Annotated in this window: 18 protein-coding genes; 5 read left to right on the top strand and 13 right to left on the bottom strand. The window is 56.5% G+C overall.

Annotation, left to right across the window (positions count from 1 at the left end; translation table 11 throughout):
• Positions 1–104: 104 nt before the first annotated feature.
• Entirely contained in the window at positions 105–281 is a 177-nt protein-coding gene (locus DXD49_RS09820) for a hypothetical protein (RefSeq protein WP_233541706.1), read from the bottom strand.
• Positions 282–644: 363 nt separating this feature from the next.
• Here DXD49_RS09820 and DXD49_RS00255 point away from each other — a divergent pair, with 363 nt between their 5' ends.
• The gene (locus DXD49_RS00255) at positions 645–1,109 is read left to right on the top strand and encodes a LysR family transcriptional regulator (protein ID WP_117793882.1); all 465 of its coding nucleotides are present in this window, start codon (positions 645–647) and stop codon (positions 1,107–1,109) included.
• A 669-nt stretch (positions 1,110–1,778) separates the two neighbouring features.
• Here DXD49_RS00255 and DXD49_RS00250 read toward each other — a convergent pair.
• From DXD49_RS00250 to DXD49_RS00240, 3 genes are read right to left on the bottom strand one after another with little or no spacing between them, the layout of a single operon-like run.
• Positions 1,779–3,698: an ABC transporter ATP-binding protein gene (locus DXD49_RS00250; protein ID WP_117793881.1), complete on the bottom strand. Its 1,920-nt coding sequence runs from the start codon at positions 3,696–3,698 to the stop codon at positions 1,779–1,781.
• On the bottom strand, positions 3,691–5,505 hold the full coding sequence (locus tag DXD49_RS00245; protein WP_117793880.1) for an ABC transporter ATP-binding protein: 1,815 nt from the start codon (positions 5,503–5,505) through the stop codon (positions 3,691–3,693). The genes DXD49_RS00250 and DXD49_RS00245 overlap by 8 nt, the downstream gene beginning before the upstream one ends.
• Positions 5,498–6,004 (bottom strand): MarR family winged helix-turn-helix transcriptional regulator, encoded by a 507-nt coding sequence (locus tag DXD49_RS00240; protein ID WP_117793879.1) that lies wholly within the window; start codon positions 6,002–6,004, stop codon positions 5,498–5,500. The genes DXD49_RS00245 and DXD49_RS00240 overlap by 8 nt, the downstream gene beginning before the upstream one ends.
• Before the next feature lie 689 nt (positions 6,005–6,693).
• Here DXD49_RS00240 and DXD49_RS00235 point away from each other — a divergent pair.
• The gene (locus tag DXD49_RS00235; RefSeq protein WP_117793878.1) at positions 6,694–7,518 is read left to right on the top strand and encodes a PfkB family carbohydrate kinase; all 825 of its coding nucleotides are present in this window, start codon (positions 6,694–6,696) and stop codon (positions 7,516–7,518) included.
• Positions 7,511–7,840 carry a TIGR04076 family protein gene (locus tag DXD49_RS00230; protein WP_199568905.1) on the top strand — a complete coding sequence of 110 codons (330 nt, stop codon included), beginning with the start codon at positions 7,511–7,513 and terminating at the stop codon, positions 7,838–7,840. The genes DXD49_RS00235 and DXD49_RS00230 overlap by 8 nt, the downstream gene beginning before the upstream one ends.
• Before the next feature lie 170 nt (positions 7,841–8,010).
• Here the strand turns inward: DXD49_RS00230 and DXD49_RS00225 are convergent, their stop codons facing one another.
• From DXD49_RS00225 to DXD49_RS00185, 9 genes are all read right to left on the bottom strand, one after another.
• The gene (locus tag DXD49_RS00225) at positions 8,011–8,457 is read right to left on the bottom strand and encodes a low molecular weight protein-tyrosine-phosphatase (RefSeq protein WP_117793877.1); all 447 of its coding nucleotides are present in this window, start codon (positions 8,455–8,457) and stop codon (positions 8,011–8,013) included.
• Between the two features lie 161 nt (positions 8,458–8,618).
• Positions 8,619–9,824 (bottom strand): site-specific integrase, encoded by a 1,206-nt coding sequence (locus tag DXD49_RS00220; protein WP_199407132.1) that lies wholly within the window; start codon positions 9,822–9,824, stop codon positions 8,619–8,621.
• 72 nt (positions 9,825–9,896) lie between these two features.
• Positions 9,897–10,502 (bottom strand): hypothetical protein, encoded by a 606-nt coding sequence (locus tag DXD49_RS00215; protein ID WP_117734894.1) that lies wholly within the window; start codon positions 10,500–10,502, stop codon positions 9,897–9,899.
• 63 nt (positions 10,503–10,565) lie between these two features.
• Positions 10,566–11,087, bottom strand: a complete 522-nt coding sequence (locus DXD49_RS00210; protein ID WP_117743461.1) for a Rep family protein — start codon at positions 11,085–11,087, stop codon at positions 10,566–10,568.
• Positions 11,088–11,256: 169 nt separating this feature from the next.
• Positions 11,257–12,201, bottom strand: coding sequence for a hypothetical protein (locus tag DXD49_RS00205; RefSeq protein WP_147347812.1), 945 nt, complete (start codon positions 12,199–12,201; stop codon positions 11,257–11,259).
• A gap of 447 nt (positions 12,202–12,648) precedes the next feature.
• On the bottom strand, positions 12,649–12,864 hold the full coding sequence (locus tag DXD49_RS00200; protein WP_117743463.1) for a hypothetical protein: 216 nt from the start codon (positions 12,862–12,864) through the stop codon (positions 12,649–12,651).
• A gap of 154 nt (positions 12,865–13,018) precedes the next feature.
• Positions 13,019–13,342, bottom strand: a complete 324-nt coding sequence (locus DXD49_RS00195; RefSeq protein ID WP_117734898.1) for a hypothetical protein — start codon at positions 13,340–13,342, stop codon at positions 13,019–13,021.
• A gap of 361 nt (positions 13,343–13,703) precedes the next feature.
• The gene (locus DXD49_RS00190) at positions 13,704–15,242 is read right to left on the bottom strand and encodes an ATP-binding cassette domain-containing protein (protein WP_117734899.1); all 1,539 of its coding nucleotides are present in this window, start codon (positions 15,240–15,242) and stop codon (positions 13,704–13,706) included.
• A gap of 824 nt (positions 15,243–16,066) precedes the next feature.
• A complete protein-coding gene (locus DXD49_RS00185; RefSeq protein ID WP_158564822.1) occupies positions 16,067–16,816 on the bottom strand; it encodes a MurR/RpiR family transcriptional regulator in 750 nt (249 codons plus the stop codon).
• A gap of 298 nt (positions 16,817–17,114) precedes the next feature.
• Between DXD49_RS00185 and DXD49_RS00180 the strand changes: the two genes are divergently transcribed.
• Entirely contained in the window at positions 17,115–18,440 is a 1,326-nt protein-coding gene (locus DXD49_RS00180; RefSeq protein ID WP_089573127.1) for a 6-phospho-alpha-glucosidase, read from the top strand.
• A gap of 82 nt (positions 18,441–18,522) precedes the next feature.
• On the top strand, positions 18,523–20,085 hold the full coding sequence (locus DXD49_RS00175) for a PTS transporter subunit EIIC (protein WP_117793874.1): 1,563 nt from the start codon (positions 18,523–18,525) through the stop codon (positions 20,083–20,085).
• Positions 20,086–20,189 lie beyond the last annotated feature (104 nt).

Here is a 20,189-nt window from a genome sequence, read left to right as displayed (position 1 = left end):
ATACCCCGCGGGCAGGAGGCTGCTCGCGGGGCAAAGAAGAGGGGCTTGTTGGTGGCGGGCCGAGGCACTCGGCGGGGAGTTTGCCGCCGCCCGCTCTTAAGGCATTACAGCGCGACGAGCTGGCCGGTCTCGGCGGCCTCCTTGATGGCGTTGAGAAGCGTGAGCGTCTTGACGTTGTCGGCCGGCGTCACGACGGGCTCGACCTCGCGGCGGACAACCTTCACAAAGTGCTTGAGCTGCATCTTGTGCGGCAGTGCCGGGTCCACGGCTGGAATCTCCATCTGCAGCGGCTTGTGCCAGTTGGAGGCACCGTCGTAGGAGAACTGGTGCAGGTGGGGCAGCGACAGGGCGCCCTTAGTGCCGCCGATGAAGTAAGCGTCGGCGTCGATCGAGCTTAAGCCAGTTGCTCATAGGAACTTCCCTTCTTGAACCTCCCTGTGGGCCGCTCCCATTAATCGACCCACGTGGTTTTCGCTGGTTATCGTATGCTTTGAATTTGCGCAGGTGAATTGCATATTTGTTAGAATGGCGTAAACCTGTGGTTTATAGCTTGCAAGACGATTTGTTCTTAATTGAGTGTGTGACCCGCCAAAACAACCCCCTTCGGCGGCGCATGACCATACGTCTGGAAACGGGGGACTGACGTGTACGATCGACGACTCGAGGCCATAACGGCCGCCGCGGAGCTGGGAAGCTTCTCGCGCGCCGCGGCAAAACTGCGCGTGTCGACCCCGGCGCTCGTCAAGCAGGTGTCGGGATTCGAGGCCGAGTTTGGCATCACGTTGTTCGAGCGCTCACATTCGGGCGTCAAAGTGACGCCGGCGGGTGCTCTGCTGGTGGACGGCGCACGCTCGATCATGCGCCAGTCTGAGGATGCGTTGCGTCGCGCCCGACGCGCGGCGGGCGATGGCGGCGCCGTGCGCGTGGGCGTGTCGATGATGTGCCCGGGGCGCCAGACGCTGTCGATGTGGACGGACGTGCACCCGGCCTTTGTGGGCGTGCCGTTCCTGTGCGGCCGCGAGGTGCCGGTCTTCTTGCACTACCCGCTCGAGCCCACCCTCCAAGTCCAAAAATTCGTCAACGCCATGGCCCAACTCCTCAATAGCTAATTTGGGACGGGGCTTTTTTAGCTACTTGAGGATGATTTTTCCGGGACGGGGATTGAATAATCATTCGGTACACAATGATGATTAAATCCCCGTCCCGGAAAAAACGTAAGAAAATAGCCATAAAAAGCTTGCTTTCCCTATGAAAGCCGCCATATCTATGGTTGTTTAGCCTATGAAAACTGGCATGTCTTGTTGCCGTATCCCTATGATAATTGCCAAAACCCATAGTGGGCGTGCGGTTCCCGTCGAGGTGAAGTCGGGGACCAACCTTAAGGCGAAAAGCCTAGCGGCGAGTATTAAACGATTTGATTATGATTTGGCCATTCGTTTCTCGGCGGGTAAACCATCTCGGGATGGCGCAATCATCGACTTGCCCCTCTATGCGGTCGAATCGCTCCCAAAGCTCCTCGAGGATCCAGAGCGATTTTTGGGCCGATAATTCACCAGCCGAATCCGCCCTTGTGCAGTTTAAAAAACGAGGCCCTGGCCAACTGGCCAGGGCCTCACTTGCTTTTATTCCGTTCTAAACGACGGGCTGATTGCGCGCAGGAGGACCCCCAGGCGGGCCGGGGTGTAACCTCCGCGCGCAGTTTCGCAGCGCAGCGAGAATGTTTGAGCACGGAGGTTACACCCCGGCCCGCCTGGGGGTCCTCCGTGAAACAAACCTACCTACTCCAGCTCAAATGCACCCGTATACAGCTGGTAGTAGTACCCGCGCTTGGCGATCAACTCGTCGTGGTTGCCGCGCTCGATGATGCGGCCGTGGTCTAGGCAGATGATCGCGTCGGAGTTGCGTACGGTGGAGAGACGGTGTGCGATGACAAACGTCGTGCGACCCTCCATGAGCTTGTCCATACCCGCCTGCACGATGGCCTCGGTGCGGGTATCGATGCTCGATGTGGCCTCATCCAGAATCATTGCCGGCGGATCGGCGACGGCGGCGCGTGCAATCGAAATCAGCTGGCGCTGGCCCTGCGACAGCTGTGCGCCGTTGCCGGTGAGCATGGTGTCGTAGCCGTCGGGCAGGCGGGTGATAAAGTCGTCCGCGCCCGCGAGCTTGGCCGCCGCGATGCACTCCTCGTCGGTGGCGTCCAGGTTGCCGTAGCGGATGTTATCCATCACGGTGCCGGTGAACAGGTTCACGTCCTGCAGCACCACGCCCAGCGAGCGGCGCAGATCGGCCTTGCGGATCTTGTTGACGTTGATGCCGTCGTAGCGGATCTTGCCATCGGCGATGTCATAGAAACGGTTGATGAGGTTGGTGATGGTCGTCTTGCCGGCACCGGTGGCACCGACAAACGCGACCTTCTGGCCCGGCTTAGCAAACACAGACACGCCGTGAAGCACCTCGTGGTCGGGCGTGTAGCCAAAGTCGACGTTGTCCATGACCAGGTCGCCGCGCAGCGGTACGTACTCGATCTCGCCGGTCGCGCGGTGCGGATGCTTCCACGCCCACATGCCGGTGTGGTGGTCGGCCTCCTCGAGCTGCCAGGTATCGGGGTTCACCTGCGCGTTGACGAGCGTCACGTAGCCTTCGTCGGTCTCGGGCTTCTCGTCGATGAGCTCAAAGATGCGGTCGGCGCCGGCGAGGCCCATGACCACGGCGTTGATCTGCTGCGAGATCTGACCGATCTGTCCGCAGAATTGCTTGGTCATGTTGAGGAACGGCACCACGACGGCGATGGACAGTGTCATGCCCGAGATGCTCAGGTTGGGCACGCCCAGCGCCAGGAAAATGCCGCCTGCCAGTGCGACCAGCACGTAGAGCAGGTTGCCCAGGTTCATAAGGATAGGCATGAGGATGTTGGCGTACATGTTGGCCTTCTGCGAGACCTCGAAGAGCTTTTCGTTGCGCTCGTCAAAATCGGCCTCGGCGGCAGACTCGTGGCAGAATGCCTTGACGACCTTCTGGCCGTTCATGACTTCCTCGATATGACCCTCGACCACGCCGAGCTCGGTCTGCTGCGCAATGAAGAAGCGCGCGGAGTTGGAGCCGAGCAGCTTGGTCATAAAGGTCATAAAGGCGACGCCCGCCACAATGACCAGGCACATCCAAACGCTGTAGTACAGCATGATAAAGAACACCGTGACGATGACGATGGTCGTCATGAGCAGGTTGGGCAGCGACTGGCTGATCATCTGGCGCAGCGTGTCGATGTCGTTGGTGTAGTGGCTCATGATGTCGCCGCGCTGGTGCGTGTCGAAGTAGCGGATCGGCAGGTCCTGCATGCGGTTGAACATCATCTCGCGCAGCTTCTCCAGCGAGCCCTGCGTGACGATAGCCATGGCGCGGTTCCAGAAGAGCGAGGACAGGACACCGACGCCGTAGATGCAGGCGAGGGTGGTCACGAGCTGTGCGATCTTGGGCTGTGCGGCTTCCCAGTCGCCCGACTGCCACGATTCGCTAATAATCTGCAGGGCGCTCTGAAGGAAGGTCGCGCCGATGGAGTTGATGATGGCGCAGAGCACCACGCCGACGACGACGAGGGGCAAAAGCACGGGGTAGAAGCCAAAGAGCGTCTTGATGAGGCGCGACATGGTGCCACCCTTGCGGTTGAGCGCGCGCTCGGCGGTCGTTGCCTTACTCATGTGCCTCGCCTCCTTCCTGGGTCTGAGCTTGTGTTGCGGATGCCTCGGTGTCGGCTTCGACGGCCTCTTCGCCCTCGGCAGACATCTTGTTCTGCGAGGTAAAGGTCTCGCGGTAGATCTCGCTCGTCTTAAGCAACTCATCATGGTTGCCGATCTGCGCGATACGGCCGCCCTCCATGACGATGATGCGGTCTGCATCCTGTACGGAGCTGATGCGCTGGGCGATGATGAGCTTGGTCGTGTTGGGCAGATAGCTTGCCAGCCCTGCGCGGATCTTGGCGTCGGTCTTGGTGTCGACGGCGCTGGTGGAGTCGTCCAGGATCAAGATCTTGGGGCGACGCAGCAGGGCACGCGCGATGCACAGGCGCTGCTTCTGACCGCCGGAAACATTGGAGCCGCCCTGCTCGATCCAGGTGTCGTAGCCCTTGGGGAAGCCGTCGACAAACTCATCGGCGCAGGCCAGATGTGCCGCCTCGCGGACCTCTTCGTCGGTGGCGTTCGGGTCGCCCCAGCGCAGGTTCTCGGCGATGGTGCCGCTAAACAGCACGTTTTTTTGTAGCACCATGGCGACCTGGTGGCGCAGCGCGTCCAGGTCGTAGTCGCGCACGTCCATGCCGCCCACGCGCACGGTGCCTTCGGTGGCGTCGTACAGGCGGGCGATGAGGTTTACAAGCGTGGACTTGGCCGAGCCGGTGCCGCCGATGATGCCGATGGTCTCGCCGCTCTTAATGTGCAGGTCGATATCGTCGAGCGCCTGGCGCTTCGCATGCGCGGAATACTTAAAGCTCACGTGGTCAAAGTCGATGGAACCGTCGGCAACCTCGAGCACGGGCTCGGCGGGATCGGCGATCGTGGGCTCGGCGGCCAGCACCTCGGTAATGCGGTGTGCCGATTCGTCGGCCATGGTCACCATGACAAAGATCATCGACAGCTGCATCAGACTCATGAGGATTTGGAAGCCATAGGTAAAGATCGAGGAGAGCTGGCCCACGTCGAACAGCGTGCCCTGGCTCGTGATGATGAGCTTGGAGCCCAGGTAGATGATGACGACAAACGCGCCGTTGACGCAGATGTTCATCATGGGGTTGTTAAAGGCAAGCAGCTTCTCGGCGCGGGTGAAGTCCATCTGGACGTCGCGCGCAGCGGTCGCGAACTTCTCCTTCTCAAAGCCTTCGCGCACATAGCTCTTAACTACGCGCATGCCGGTGACGTTTTCCTCGACGGACTCGTTAAGGGCGTCGTACTTGTGGAACACGCGCGAGAAGATGGGGCGCACCTTAAAGATAATAAAGAACAGCCCAAAGCCCAGCAGCGGAATGATGACCAGGTAGACCATGGCGACGCTGCCGCCCATGATAAATGCCATGGTAAAGGCGAAGATCAATACCAGCGGCGCGCGCACGGCGATACGGATGATCATCATAAAGGCCTGCTGCACGTTGTTGATATCGGTGGTCAGGCGTGTGACGAGCGAGGAGCTCGAGAACTCATCGATGTTGGCAAAGCTGAACGTCTGGATCTTGTAGAACAGGTCGTGACGCAGGTTCTTAGCGAAGCCGCAACTCGCATGGCTGCAGGTGACGCCGGCAGCGGCGCCAAAAGCAAGCGACGTCAGCGCGATGAGCACCAAAAAGCCCGCGGTGGGAAGCATCTCGGCTACGGTGGCGCCGTCTTTGATGGCATCGATCAGGTTGGCGGTGATAAATGGAATCAGCATCTCGCAGAGCACCTCGCCAAGCACGAGCAATGGCGTGGCAACAGTGACTTTCATATAGTCGCGGATGCTGCCCATGAGGGTTTTAATCATCCAGTTCCTCCCAGGTTACACGGATTTTCTCGAGCATTTCGGCGAGCTGCTCGCGCTCGTCGTGGGTGAGGGCACTAAAGGCCTGCTCTCTAAAGCGAATGCGGGCTGCCTGCTCAACGCGGGCCTTTTCCCATCCCGCATCGGTCAGGCGGATGGTGAGCTGCCGACGGTCTTTGGGATTGCGACTGCGCTCGATAAGACCGCCCAGTTCGAGCTTGGACAGAATCTCGGAAAGGGACCCCGGCTTGAGGTCGAAGTGCATGCCGAGCTCCTGTTGGGACAGCTCGCCGGTCGGCTGCTTGGCGAGTAGGCAGACAATAGGCGCCTTGCCAGATATGCCGCCGCCGTGAAAATGCATGTAATGGCCGCAAAACCCCAGGCCATTGAGGATGCGCTTGGCAAGCTTGTCTTCTGAGCTAACCGCTTCGGGTACATCCGCCGGCTGTGACGGGTCGCCGCCGGGCTCGTGCGAACAAAGGTTAAGAGGTTCATCGCACATGAATTAGTGTTGCTCCTTTCTTTAGTTAGGTAGTGGAATTGTTTTGTGCCTAACCAATCTAGGAGCATGAGAAATGAATGTCAAGGTACCAAACTTATAGTTACGGCGTTTTGCCAAACGCCGTAACCGCTCGACGCTGCAAACGTTCCTAAGCGGCAATCTGGCGTTCAATCGTCGGGCATGGCCACAAGGCCTATGCCCTCCTCTTTCACGCCACCTTGCTCGCTTAGGAACGCTTTCGCTGTCCGTCCTCAATCTGTAGCGCTGCCTGGGTTGGCATTTGAGTGATCCGTGGGGGACGGAGGATAACGGATCATTTTGGGCTGCGGTGACACCCTTCCGAAGCTGCTTTGCCCAAAACTATGCCGGATTACTACGATGAATTCGAAATCTCAGACCTCGGCATTGTTTTCGGAAAATCACAAGCTGTCTACCTGCGGTTTTGCTGGAGTGCAATTTGTTGTGGTTGGAGACTGGCGGTTTATCGTAGTAATCCGGCATAGTTTTGGAATGGTAGTAAATAGGTGGCAGCTACTGTGCCGCTACTGCCGTGATTTGCCTCCCATTTCCGAAACCTTTCCGCAACAATGCGCTCTTCGCGACCCTAGCGACTGCTCACGACGCCTCCTGCGCTACACTTAGTCGCACTGTGGCGCTGCTGCGCCGTGCCCGAACCAAGGGGGACACTCATGAAGAACACTCAGCTGCTGCTGATTAACGATATGTGCGGCTACGGCAAGGTCGCGCTTTCCGCCATGCTGCCGGTGCTGTCGCACATGGGTTACCGTATCCATAACCTGCCGACGGCGCTTGTGTCCGATACGCTCAACTATCCCAAGTTCTACATCCACGACACCACGGAGTACGTGCGTCAGAGTCTTGCCATCTGGGAAGAGCTCGGCTTTGAGTTCGACGCCATCTCGACCGGCTTTATCGTGACCGAGGAAGAGACGCGCATCATCTCGGACTTTTGCCACCGCCGTGCGCAAAAGGGCACCAAGGTGTTCGTCGATCCCATCATGGGCGACAACGGCAAACTCTATGCCGGTGTTCCCGAGTCCACGATCGGCCTCATGAGGCACTTGCTCGAGTGCGCCGACTATGCGGTGCCCAACTACACCGAGGCCTGCCTGCTCACCGACACGCCCATCGCCGAGCAAATCACGCCTGACGAGGCCCGCGTCCTTGTGGACGCCATGCGCGCGCTGGGAGCCAAGTCGGTGGTCATTACGAGCGCTGTGGTCGACGGCACGAACGCCGTCATCGGTTACGACCACGTGGCGGGGGAGTACTTCACGATTCCCTTCGACCTGATCCCGGTTTACTTCCCGGGCACGGGCGACACGTTCTCGGCGGTGCTCGTCGGTCGCGTGATGGCCGGTTGGAGCCTGCAGCGCGCAACGGCCGATGCCATGCGTGTGGTGGCTGAGCTTATCGAGCGCAATGCCGACCAAGAGGACAAGTCCGCCGGCCTGCCCATCGAGGCCTGCCTGGATGTGATTGACCATGAGTAATGCTGACGAGAGCGGCGTCAAGCCTGCGGGCGAGAACAGGCCGCTCGGCGCGCCGCGTGGCAAGCGTCCGCGTATCCGCGTGAGCTGCGTGGATCAGCTGGGTGCGTGCCGCTGCCACCATGGTCACAAGCCCGGCGACGTCTTCGACTTCGACCGCGATCGCGGCAAGATGTGCGCCATGGCCTGTCACGTGGGCTTTCCCTATATCGATATCCTGCGCTATGGCGGAACCGTGCCCGGCAACGAGCCCGGCACGGCAAAGTTCTGCTGCCCCGAGGTCGATACGTTGAACGTTTGGCTCGCCGAGATCGTCGACGAGTAATCGAGCGTAGATTTTCTCCCGTCAAGATAATGAGCGTGGATAATCTCCCGTTTAGAGCGCGCTTGAACGCTCAAAGTGGGAGATTATCCACGCTCAATTTGCATGCGGGAGAAAATCCACGCTCGTTTTATGCCGATGGCGCGGCTCGTGTGTCTGCGCCGCCCGAACGTCTACAGCTGCTCGAGCATGGCCGTGCAGCCGGCGAGCACATCGCGGTACGTGGCATCAAAGTTGCCGGTGTACCAGGGGTCGGCGACGTCGCCGGGTCGATCGGTCCAATCGAGCAGGCGCGAAATCTTGCCGTCGGGGTCGCAACCGAAGATGCGGCGCAGACCGCGCGCGTTCTCGGCATCCATATAGACGATGTGGTCCCAGTCACCATACTCCACGCGACGAACCTGGCGCGCGCGGTGCGCAACGACGGGAATCCCGACCTCGCGCAGCTTGGCGACGGTGCCATGATGCGGAGGGTTGCCAATCTCCTCGGTCGAGGTCGCGGCAGAATCAATGACGAACTCCGCCTCGCGCCCAGCACGGCGCACCAGCTCGGCAAACACCGACTCAGCCATCGTCGAGCGACAGATGTTCCCATGACAGACAAATAGGATTTTGCGCATTGGCTAAAACCTCTCGAATATCAGAGTTTTCGCAGATAATCGCACTGCTTTTTGATCCCTCGTCAAGGACAGAATATCAAATTGATTCATAAATGAGCGGATTATTCTTCTTTCCAGCGTCGTAAGAATTGTCGTAAAGAACGAGGGTTTACGACTTGTTGTCACAATGTTGACCGTCCTTTGCATCCAATTTTCAGCATATCCTCTCTGACGTCGTCGAAATCAAGATGGGTGTATGTGTTAAAAGTCACGTTGATGTCGGAGTGGCCCATGATGCATTTTAGCTTCGCAGGGTTCATTCCCCTGCGTGCCATCTTCGAGCAGAAGGTATGTCGGCAGACATGTGGTGTGATTTTGGGAAGCTCATCCTTGTAGATGCGATTATGTTTCTCTATCGCGTGGTGGAAGTACTTCTCCCAGTGCAGGGCAACACGCGGCATCTCGTTTTTATCAAGAAACAGAAAACCGCTAACACCGTCAACGACCGGCTCACTCGAAGGCTTTAGACGTTGCGCAAGGATACTCCTGAAACACTCTGTCACGGCTTGAGTCATGGGAACATAGCGGATCCCGCTCTCCGTCTTGGGACGTTCGATGTAGTATCGCATGTTGCTGGTCCGCTGAAGTTGCTTGTTTACCCGAATGCTTCCGTTTTTGAAATCAAGGTCTTCGACGGTAAGACCGCAGAATTCAGAAATGCGCAGGCCCGTATTTAGAAGGATGTAGATGGCGTCACGATAGCGGTGAAAGTGTTCATCGCCCTCCACGAAAGCAAGAAATCTGCGTTCTTGGTTAGTGGCCAAGGCCTTGCGTGTAACCATGTCGTTTGTCAGTATCGTTGCGAGCTCGAAATAGAAGGGATTTCGGCGAATCAGGCTGTTCTCCTCTGCCAGTTGAAACGCCGGTCTCAGAACACCACGGATGCTATGGATTGTGCTATAGCGCTTGCCGTGGATTTTTTGCAGGTTGATGAGCCATTCCTTGGCATCAAGGGAGGTGACACCGCATATTCGTCGCGAGCCGAATTCATCTGTAGCAAGAAAATTGAGGATTGTCTTGTAGGCGGCTCGAGTGGATTGTTTCACGGCAGTCTTTGTTTCAGTGTAACGAGATGCGAGTTCGTAGACTGTCATATTGTTCGGCGCGACCTTATCAAGCAGATCGCGCTGAATCTCATGCTCCAACGCGCGCAAGCACGGACTGGCTTTCTTCCCCTTCGGAGTTAGATCATGAGTTGTCAAGGTCCACGAGTAGACGCTCCGCGTTTTACCTCTTGCATCCACATACTTGAAGCAGTAACGGCCGTTTTTTCTCTGGCTTTCCCCGCGTCTGAGGATTCGCCCTTTGCTGTCTTTTCTCACAGTCACTAGCAGGCTCCTTCCTGTTCAGAAAAGAGCCCCGATGCGATATTTCAAGATTATCGCACGGGGCCCGATTGGTTAAGCTGTCAAGTGCGAAACGGTGTCGAGAAGCTCTTTATAAAGAGCGTTGGCGCAGGACGAGGGGGCGAGTCCTCGCGCATAACTCGAATATGGGTTTGTACGAGAGGAACCTTCGACCGGCCAGTATCCGTCGAGATCGTGCCTAAACTCAGAGAGACAGATCTCCCTCGTCTGCATCTCCGCAACGACGGAGAGGCGCCTCTCAAGTTGACCAAATCCGTCGACATCGTTTTGCGGACGATAAGTCGCGGATCGGCGCATCTGTTCTCCATAGAATTCCAAGGGGCTGTAGGGCGTCGTGACGATTACGAGATCGGCGGCTATCGCTTTGTCGGAATATCGGGACGGTGCCATCACCTCATGCTCCATCGCATAGGGATCCGTGATGCGAAGCAGGTCGGCGTAGGGGATGGATGAGGGACGAAGTTCGTCAAGAATCACCGTGTGCTTGCCCTCATACCCCTGAAAGATGTCTCTCGTAGATCCAGAGACGAAGAACGGTTCGCCCTTCCGCTTCGCATAGAGCTTTGCGAGGGTGGACTTCCCCGTTCCAGCAGGCCCGAAGATCCAAACTGATTCCACCCTTCTTTCGCCCTTGAGCATCAACCCCCGCCATTCCCGGGCCTGAACCTGAAGGCGGCGTGCATAAACGTCTTCGATCTGACGCTATGTCCGGGCATATTCGGATCCGGAGAGCTGAGAGATCAAGGACTCCTTGTCGATACGACCTTCGAGAAGGTCATCGAGAAGGACTTTGATGCTGCTATGGGACCTCGTTCGAGCAACGCGCGACTCAATAGAAGCAAGTAGCGCTGGGTAATCGAAATTGGAGCGCACGATTTTGGGGTCGTACTGATGCTTGGATCGTGCGCCATCCGTTCTGTGGCACAGGTAGGAAAAACCGTTTTCCACACCTGCCTTCCAAGCCTCGATGCGCTCAGGTTTATCTCCAAGGAGCTTCGCGATGCTATTGAGCGAGCGCGGATTCTGGAACTCCATCATCACGTGAAGATGCGCGGCTGCCGGACGTCCCGCGTCCGTCGTGTCGCTGTCGTGCACGATGCCCGCATAGCGCTTCGGGGCGAGTGTTTCGATTCTTCGGTACATTTCGTCCACAAGACGGGGCAGGTGATCGAGCTGCTGCTCGTACATCATCGCGCGGGTCTTCATGGGCAGAGAATTGGTCATGGTTCCGAGTCCTTTCTCGTAAATGAGCTATTTCGGGACGATTTTGGAACGCGCCCGAGGGTGCGCCTTGGGATAACAAGCTCCCCAAGGCGCATAAATGAGCAGAATTTCAAGTAATGGAACAATCGACGGGGTCCGCTTTTGCTGCGCGAAGCGGACCCCGCGGTGGTTATTCTCTGAAGTACAGGTCAAGGAGCCGCCCAAGCTCGCGGTACACGGGGAAGTCCATGATCGGAAAATGCACAAAGCCGATGCGGTCGTGCGCCCCGTCCGTACTGCTGAACCAAGCGTCGCCCGGGGAGAAGGTGCGAGGTGCACCGAGGTCGAGCAGGCGTTCCGCGCCCCATATGAGCCGCGCCTCGGGAAGCGTCGGCTTGAAGAGGACGCGGGTGCTGCACGCCGAGCGCAGCATCGACGGCAAGCCCCCCTCCTCAACAGACGCCTCGGCGATCGAGATGATGGCGTAGCAGCCCGCGCTCGCCCCCATCGTTACGATGCGCTTCACCAGCCCATCAAACGTCGCGAGGCAGTAATCGGGGTCCTCCTTGCTCGCGCGCTTGGGAAACAGCGTGCGGAGTGCCACGTACTCATCCATGAAGAGAAGCGAAACGTGAAGCCCCGCATCCCACCAGTGCACGGCGTCTCCCGTCTCTGTCGACCTGTCGTTGAGGAAGCTCTGTCGCTCTTTGATGCTGTCGGCGAACCGTGATAACGCAGACAGGATTGCGCGAGCGTCCCCGTCAGCATTCAGTGAAACCACGCGAGGAAGTCGGGAGGGCTCGGCCTGCTTGGGGTCTATGATGAGGACTTGCGATCCGTGTCCGTCAGGACCAGCCAACAGGGCTTGGAGCAAGAGGGCGATCACGCCCGTGGTCTTTCCAGCGATGAGCATGGAACCGGAGGTGCGGAGGTCGATGCTCGTGCCGTTTTGAACGCGGAATTCGTAGGAGTTCGCCGGGCACAAATCCTCGACACGCGATGCCTTGATCTCTCGATGCAACGTCACATCTTCAAGGAAGAAGGTCACTTGATTGCATGCGACGTCTGCTTCGGCAAGTACGACGGCGTAGCGGGAGAACCTTCCGCGAAGTCGGGAGCTAATGCTAGGTCCCATCTTCGATATTTCTTCTGCCGTTGAGGATGAGGTTGAGATGGCGAGCTCGAACTGTCCAGGAGCCGTCTCTTTGCAAGAGATGTCGGGAAGAAGCTCGCCTTCTCGCAGGTGTAGAGGATTCCCGTAACGTGGATCAAAGAGCCCCTTCCTAATGCGTGCATGCAACCGTGTTGATTCAGATAGCATGACGTAATGTGTGATCCCTCCCGCAAACAACATGGTCCCAGCGAGGCTAAGAGTGGCCGCTGCGGAGGTAAGGTTGCCGCCAAACGCCACCACCGTACTGGACTCTATGGCGATGGGCGCAAGAATGGTGTTCACGAATAGCCCGATGCAATAAACGCACGCGGCGACCGCAAATAAAGCGACCCCCAGCACACAAAGCTTTGCGCTGGGGGTCGAATACACGATCGCCGGTGCGCCACTGGAGTAACGCACCACAATCACCTAGCCCTTCGCGGGGATGACGGTAATGCCGTCCGCCGTGATGGACAACTGGTTGCGATAATCACCGTAAACCTTTGCGACCACGCCGGTGGGAATGACGTGCTGATTGACGGGAATCTCGATATCGTTCGAAACCTTGATGGAAAGCTTCTCGAAACGATTGCTGACCACCTCGCCTTCGTTTTGGTGATACTGCGTGTTATCGGTTGTGATCACCACGTCGATCTTGGTGCCGCGATGCTCTTTGGTGTTTTAATCAACCCATTTACCACCTCCGACACAAAGGAAACGCTTGCCTTTCGCAAAAGCTTCCCAATCTAACTTCATAAACTGATTCAATTTCCTCATACTCGAACTCCTCTCAATCCAATTATTTGCTGACTCCGCGTTGCGGCTCGCCGTGGACATCGAGATAGAGGCGCAGGACGTTGCGCAAGATCTCCTCGACATTTCTTGTTGCGGCATGAAGATCATCGTCCCCAAACATTGCCCCATGGAGCTTCGTGTGGGCACAAAGAATCTGGCGATACATGACGCGAGAGAACATCTCTTCGGCCTTCAGGGCATGTCGAACAGCTCGTTCAGAACAAGTCGGCATGCTCGCCGAAGACTCCTTTATAGACGACATTGCCGTACTGGTTGTTGAGATGGAGCCGCATTCAAACGGTCCGCGCATGATCTTCGGTCGGGTCATACACACCTCTTTCCTAAAATTGGATATTACCGACGATTCGTCAATCGTCATCGAGCACTCGGTGAGCACATCATGCCATAAGCTTCTGAGCTGGGATTATTTCGCAAGGACCTGTCGTTCTCGACGTCCTCTGATGAGAAGAAGTGGGGCGTAATGATGACAAAGTATTCAATCACGGAACAAACACAATTTAATAATCACCCAGATGGGGCAAATATGGACATCCAGATATTGAATCGTCGGTATCGTTGGTGTCGCTGAGCCTTCAGGCTGAGGGGGATGGGCCATTTGCGCTGAGTTGCTTGCAAAACGGGGGAGGGGATATCAGAAGAAGGCGGCTTGCAGAAGACATGCCTGAGCGCTAGAGGAGGGGCTGACCAATAGTGTGCTCCTCTTCTGGGGCCAAATCCAAGCGGAGGGGGCATGAGGCCGAGAGGAACTGCTCGTCATGGCTCACCAAAACAAGCGCGCCGGGAAAGGCGGAAAGCGCTCGCTCGAGTGCCTCCACCGAGTGCAGGTCCAGGTGATTCGTGGGTTCGTCCATGACGATGATTTCGGGGGCATCTAGTATACCGCGGGCGAGCATGAGCTTCCGCAGCTCCCCCGGGCTGATGTTCTCGCCGGACAATATTCGTTCGGGATCCGAATTGAGTTGCGCAACGATCGAAAGCAGGGCTCCACGTTCGGCTTGGGGCAGGTCCTTGATTTCCGAGAGGAATTCAATTGAGGATGAATCGTCGACTTCCTGAGGGATATACAGCGTGCGAATGTCCAATCCCGTGGCCTTGCGGCCTTCCAATATCTCCAGGATATGCTTGACCAGTGTTGTTTTCCCCGCTCCGTTGGGGCCGCTTATGCCCAGATGATCGGTATTTCCCAGATAAATCTCGGGAACCCGCAAAGATTGCCTCGGGCCGCACGGTATGCAATCTGAGCTGACGTGAATCAGTGTTTTGCGCGGGCTGGGTTGCGCTTCCATCCACAAGGTGCTTTCGTAGCGCTTTTCGACATGGTGGGCGTCGACGGCGGCTTGCGCGCGCTGGATTCGGGAGTCCATGCGCGAAGCGAGCTTGCCCGCAACGCCGTCTCTGCCAGTGAGAATGGCGAGTTTGATTCGTGCTTTCGCGTCGTGATCCTTCGGATCGACATGACGGGCGCTTCTCTTGGATGCGGACCGTGAGGCGTTTTCAACGCGCCTGATATACTCAGCCCTCATGCGCTTTTCTTCGGATCGCGCAATCGATTTGGCCCGCGCCGCGCTTTCGCGCTCCAGATTCGCCTGCGAGCGAGCTTGGGAGTAGTTGCCGGGGCGCATGGTGACGTGCCCCGACTCAAAGCACAGGCAGTCCTTTGCCAAGGAGTCGAGCAACGCACGGTCGTGCGAGACGAGGAGGCCAATACCCTTGTACTCGGCGAGTGCTTTGCAAATCTGCCTTCTGCATTCTGCGTCCACATGGTTAGTCGGTTCATCCATTGCCAGAAGATCGGGATTCTGCCAAAGCGCGACGGCTATTTGAATTTTCTTCTGCTCGCCACCGGAGAGCTCGGAAAAACGCCAGAGCATATCATCGGTGATGCGGAGCATCCTTCTGAGGTGCGTGGTCGCCGGGGCGAAGTCGCACGCAAAATCGAAGAGCATGGGCGGTTCGACTCCGGCTTCTTGCGCGCAATATGCGGAGACGAGACGCGGTGAAACGACGCCGCGATCTGGAATCAGAAGTCCGCACGCAATGCGGACGAAAGTTGATTTCCCGCACCCGTTGTCTCCGACGATGCCGTGCCAGCCGGGGGCAAATGTCGCCGACACGTTGTCGAGTGCGGGCATTGCGCTGCCAGGATATGCATAAGTAATATGGGAAAGAACGAGGGTGGTGGAGCTGTTCAAATTGGTTCTTGACATTGTGCCTCCTCGGCATGGGAGGCCGCGTTTTGCCGCATATGCTCTGATTGGCTCGTTCCGACCAACGTGAACGCCCGTCGACTCGAGTCAAGCTGAAAGAAAATGAGTCGACGGCAATGCTCGCAAAGGTAGTGTTTAGGATATACGAGGATCAGTGAAAAGACGATACGACAAATGTGCAGCCAGATTTATTCTTGGATAGATGGCAATTTGCAAATTGGCGTCGATATGTATCGTCTACAGCTTCACGAATCCTTTTCCTTTCCGGGGCGCTGGCTTGGCATATGGGCCTGCGCTGAATTCTTCCGTAGAGTCTAACAAAGCAATAATGCGGACGCAAGGAGGCGTTGCGTCTGAAAGCACGCCATTGCGTTGGACGCTTGAAGGGGTTTGCAAGTCGATTGAAAGAATACTAGTGCATCCGCTTCTTGTAACTAGCATGCGATGGTGGTCGTCGTGAATGTTGAGCGAGGTCATCGACTTGATTTTTCTGGTGTTTGAGATATTAGCTTTCGCGATTTACCCTCCAAATTGCAGAGGTTTGAGACGACCGGAAAGGAATGCTTATGCTCGATTCTCCGTTCTTCAGCTACTGGGGAAAGGCGAAAGGAGTTGCTTTTCTCCATCACGGCAATATCGCATTGGGGCTCAAAGTCGTAAAAACGTCGTAAGGTACGCGATATGGTTCGCCGGGATCCTAACTAGCTAGGCATTTTTCTGAATCTGCAGATATTCCCATGACAGATAAACAGTACGCGTTGCATAGAACGATACCTTTCATATAGAAGGCTGCTAAAGAGTCGAAGCCGGGCGCATACAGAGTTTTATTTCTTAGCCAGTTTGAAGTAGCGCTCAAATATCAATTCGAAAACGTAATAGAACATTAATCGACTGTCGAGGTCCATGCTGCCCAAGCGGATTTCTTTTTGCACGGTGTAGATAGGGTAGTCGGCTAGTTTCGAGAGAGAATTTCGAGAAAAGCCGGTGAGTGTGACGATTTTGCATCCGCGCGTTTTGGCTATCGATGTGGCGTCAATAGACACCTGCGTCTCGCCGCTTACGGAAACGCTGAAGACCAGGTCGTTTTTGCCAAGCAGTTCTGCGTAATGCCTCATGACATGGCGTTCGCTGAGCGTATCGGTGTTCTTGCCCATTATTTTGAGCTTTTCAGCCATCTCGAGGCACGGGTATTTCGAAAAGCCCGAGCAGAAGAACACGATATGCGAGGCGTCCTGGATAAGGCTTACAACCGAGTCGATGACCCGGTCGTTAAGCAGATCTTTGGTCTGTACGAGCTGGGTATCAAGAGGAAGTGCCTCGATAGTGAATCGATTGCGGTCGAGCGAGGCGGAATACGATTGTTTGAGCTCCGTAAACCCCGAGAAGCCAAGCTTATGGGCAAGCCTTACGATCGTGTTGGGAGCGACAAAGAACCGTTCAGCAACGCCCTTAAGCGTGACATCGTCAATATCGTCACGCAGCTCGATGATGTAGCGCATGATCTCGCTTTCGAGATCGTTGAGCTTGCTCTCGCCAGCTCGCACATGATCATAAAAAGATTCTTGATCTTTCATAAGATGTTTCAGCCCCTCGCACCTCGCCGTACATATGGTACCGCTTTGTGTAGCCAGGTGAGAAATCGGTAATCGGTCAAGATTGCCTATTACCCATGAACTGGGCAAACGTACGTGTCGGCCTACACATATCTGTGTCGTGAACGAAATCATGTGTCCCCGTTTCGCATTGACCTGCGCAGGGGCTTGCAAATGATCTCAAGTCGCAAAATATCAATCGAAACGAAGCAAGCCGAGGACAACCGCGGAGCCCAAGGTCTTCGAGAACACCGATCAGCCAACCCTGGAGGGACGGAACATGAAGGATAAGCTCAATATTGTGATCGTTGGCGGCGGCTCCACGTGGTGCCCTGGCATTCTTAAAGCCCTGACCAAGCACATGGACATTCTGCCGCTGAACCGCGTGATGCTCTATGACATCGATGCCGAGCGCCAGCGTCCGATCGGCGAGTTTGGCAAGATCCTCTTCGCCGAGGAGGAGCCCGGTGTGGAGTTTGGTTACACCACCGATAAGGACGAGGCATACACTGACGTTGACTTTGTGCTCTGCCAGATTCGTACCGGCGGCTATGAGATGCGCAGCAAGGATGAGAAGATTCCGCTGCATATGGGAATCATCGGCCAGGAAACGGTGGGCCCTGGCGGCATGGCTTACGGTATGCGCTCCATGCATGACATGGTTGAGATCGTCAACGACGTTCGCGCTCATAGCCCGGAGGCGTGGATTATCAACTACACCAACCCGGCTGCTATTGTGGCATATGGTCTCGAGCGCGTTCTGCCCGATGAGCATCGCGTCCTCAACATCTGCGACCAGCCTGTCAACCTCATGCGCTCTTACGGTCGCCTGCTCGGTCGCGATATGAGCAAGACGGAGCCCGTGTACTTCGGCCTCAATCACTTCGGTTGGTTCAAGCACATCTACGATGAAGAGGGTCATGACCTCGTCCCGCAAATTAAGGAGTACACGGAGAAGAACGGCTTCCTTCCTGCCGATGCCGAGCAGCGTGACCAGTCCTGGCTTGATACCTACGCCATGGTCAAGGACATGCTCGAGGACTTCCCCGACTATCTGCCCAACACTTATCTGCAGTACTATCTGTATCCCGAGTACAAGGTCGCTCACCTCGACCCCGACTACACTCGCTCCGATGAGGTTATCAACGGCCGTGAGAAGCGCGTGTTCGCCGAGTGCGAGCGTGTTGCCAAAGTCGGCACCGCAAAGAACTCCTCGGTTGTGCAAAACGACGCTCATGGCGATATGATCGTGGAAATCACCTCGGCCATTTATCGCAACACCAACAAGACCTTCATTGTCATCGTGCCCAACAACGGCATTATCGAGGGGATGCCCGATGACGCCATGGTCGAGGTCGCGGCAAGCGTGGGCGCCAATGGCCCGCAGCCCTATGCTGTTGGCAAAATCGGTACCTTCTATCGCGGCCTTATGGAGAACCAGTACGCCTATGAGCGCCTGACTGTTGAGGCTTGGATGGAGGGTTCCTACGAGAAGGCTTTGCAGGCACTCACGCTTAATCGTCTGGTCGGTGATGCTAAGAAGGCTCGTAAGGTGCTCGACAAGCTCATCGAGGCGAACAAGGATTATTGGCCGGAGCTTAAGTAACTAGTTCCATATCGCTTGATAACTGTTATGGGGCGTGTGGATTGTAGAGCCGCGCGCCCCGTTTCTTTAAGAGGGGTATCCCATGAACAAAGATGAGCTGCTGGCAAAGTTCCAGCGCCTGGGCAAAGTCCTCATGACGCCCGTGCTGATTCTGCCAATTGCCGGCATCCTCCAGGGCTTTGGCAATGCCTTTACCAGCCCCACCCTTACGGCAGCTGTTCCCTGGCTTGCTGCTCCGGGCTTTGCGATTTTCTTTTCGATTCTCAAGGCCGCAGCCGGCATCGTTATGAACAACATCCCGGTTATCTTCTCGATTTGTCTCGCCTATGGCTTCGCCAAGTCCGAGAAGGCTACCGCGGCGCTTTGTGGCTTTTTGGGCTACATGTGCATGAATTCCGTGATGGGCACGTTCCTTACGGCGACTGGCGTTATCGATCCCGCGAATCTTACGACGGGCCAGAGCACGATTCTCGGTATCACCACGCTCGACACTGGCGTTATCGGCGGTCTTCTGGTGGGCGCAATCGTCGCATGGTTGCATAACCGTTACTACAAGATTGAGCTGCCCGCCGTGTTCTCCATCTTCAACGGTACGCGCTTTATTCCGGCGGTAACGCTGCTCTCATGCAGCATCCTCGCATTGGTCATGTCCTTTGTTTTCCCGTTTATTCAGAACGCTCTCGGTGCGCTGTCCGAGTTCATCAAGACTACGGGTGCCTTTGGTGCATTTGTCTACGGCGCCGGCGAGCGCATGCTCCTGCCTTTTGGCCTGCATCACTTTGTCTATTTGCCGTTCTTCTTCACGTCGCTCGGTGGCGTCGAGACCATCGACGGCCAGACCGTTCAGGGCGCTATCAATATCTACAATGCGATCCTGGGCTCTCCCAGCACGCCGTTTAACATCGAGGTCAGCCGTTTTGTCATGAACGGCAAGGTTATCTTCGCCATGTTCGGCCTGCCCGGCGCTGCACTCGCCTTCTACAAGACGGCGCTTCCCAAGAACAAGAAGAAGACCGCGGCGCTCATGATCGCCATCGTGGTGCCTTGCATCCTCTCCGGCATTACCGAGCCGCTCGAGTATTCCTTCCTGTTTATCGCGCCCATCCTCTACGTGTTCCACGCTCTCATGGCTGGTCTTGCCTATGCGCTGACCTATGCCCTGCAGTTCAACGTGGCTGGCTCCGCGTCCTTCGGTGGCCCGCTCTTGTCGTTGATTTTTAACGGCATTATGGGTGCAGCCAAGGGCTCCAACTGGCAGGTTATCCTGTTCCTTGGCCCCATCTACTTCGTGGTGTACTACTTCGTCTTCAAGTTCATCATTCTTAAGAAGGACCTTAAGACCCCTGGCCGCGAGGAAGAGTCCGACGACGAGGCCGAAAAGGCTCCCAAGACCGTGATCAGCGACCTCATTCCCGCCATCGTTGAGGCAGTGGGCGGCGACAACAATATTAAGTCTGTCGAGGCCTGTTTCACCCGTCTGCGCATCCAGCTCAATGACTGTGACAAGGTGGTTGATGACGCCGAGTTTACCGAAAAGCTCGAAGCGCGTGGCATCGTGCATGTCAACGGCGGCGTGCAGATTGTCTACGGCAACATGGCATCTAACTACGCAACTCAGATGCGCGAGCTGCTGGGTATGGAGTAAACGACTCAACCACACGATCAAGATTAATACAGGTCGGCGTCCGATTCTTCAATCGGGCGCCGACCTGTGCTGTTTTGGGGCGAATGGGCAAGTACATGACGTGC

Source organism: Collinsella sp. TM05-38, assembly GCF_003466445.1.
Classification (GTDB): Bacteria; Actinomycetota; Coriobacteriia; order Coriobacteriales; family Coriobacteriaceae; genus Collinsella.
Note: the sequence above shows the minus strand (reverse complement) of the source record. Positions and strands in the feature narration are given on the sequence as shown.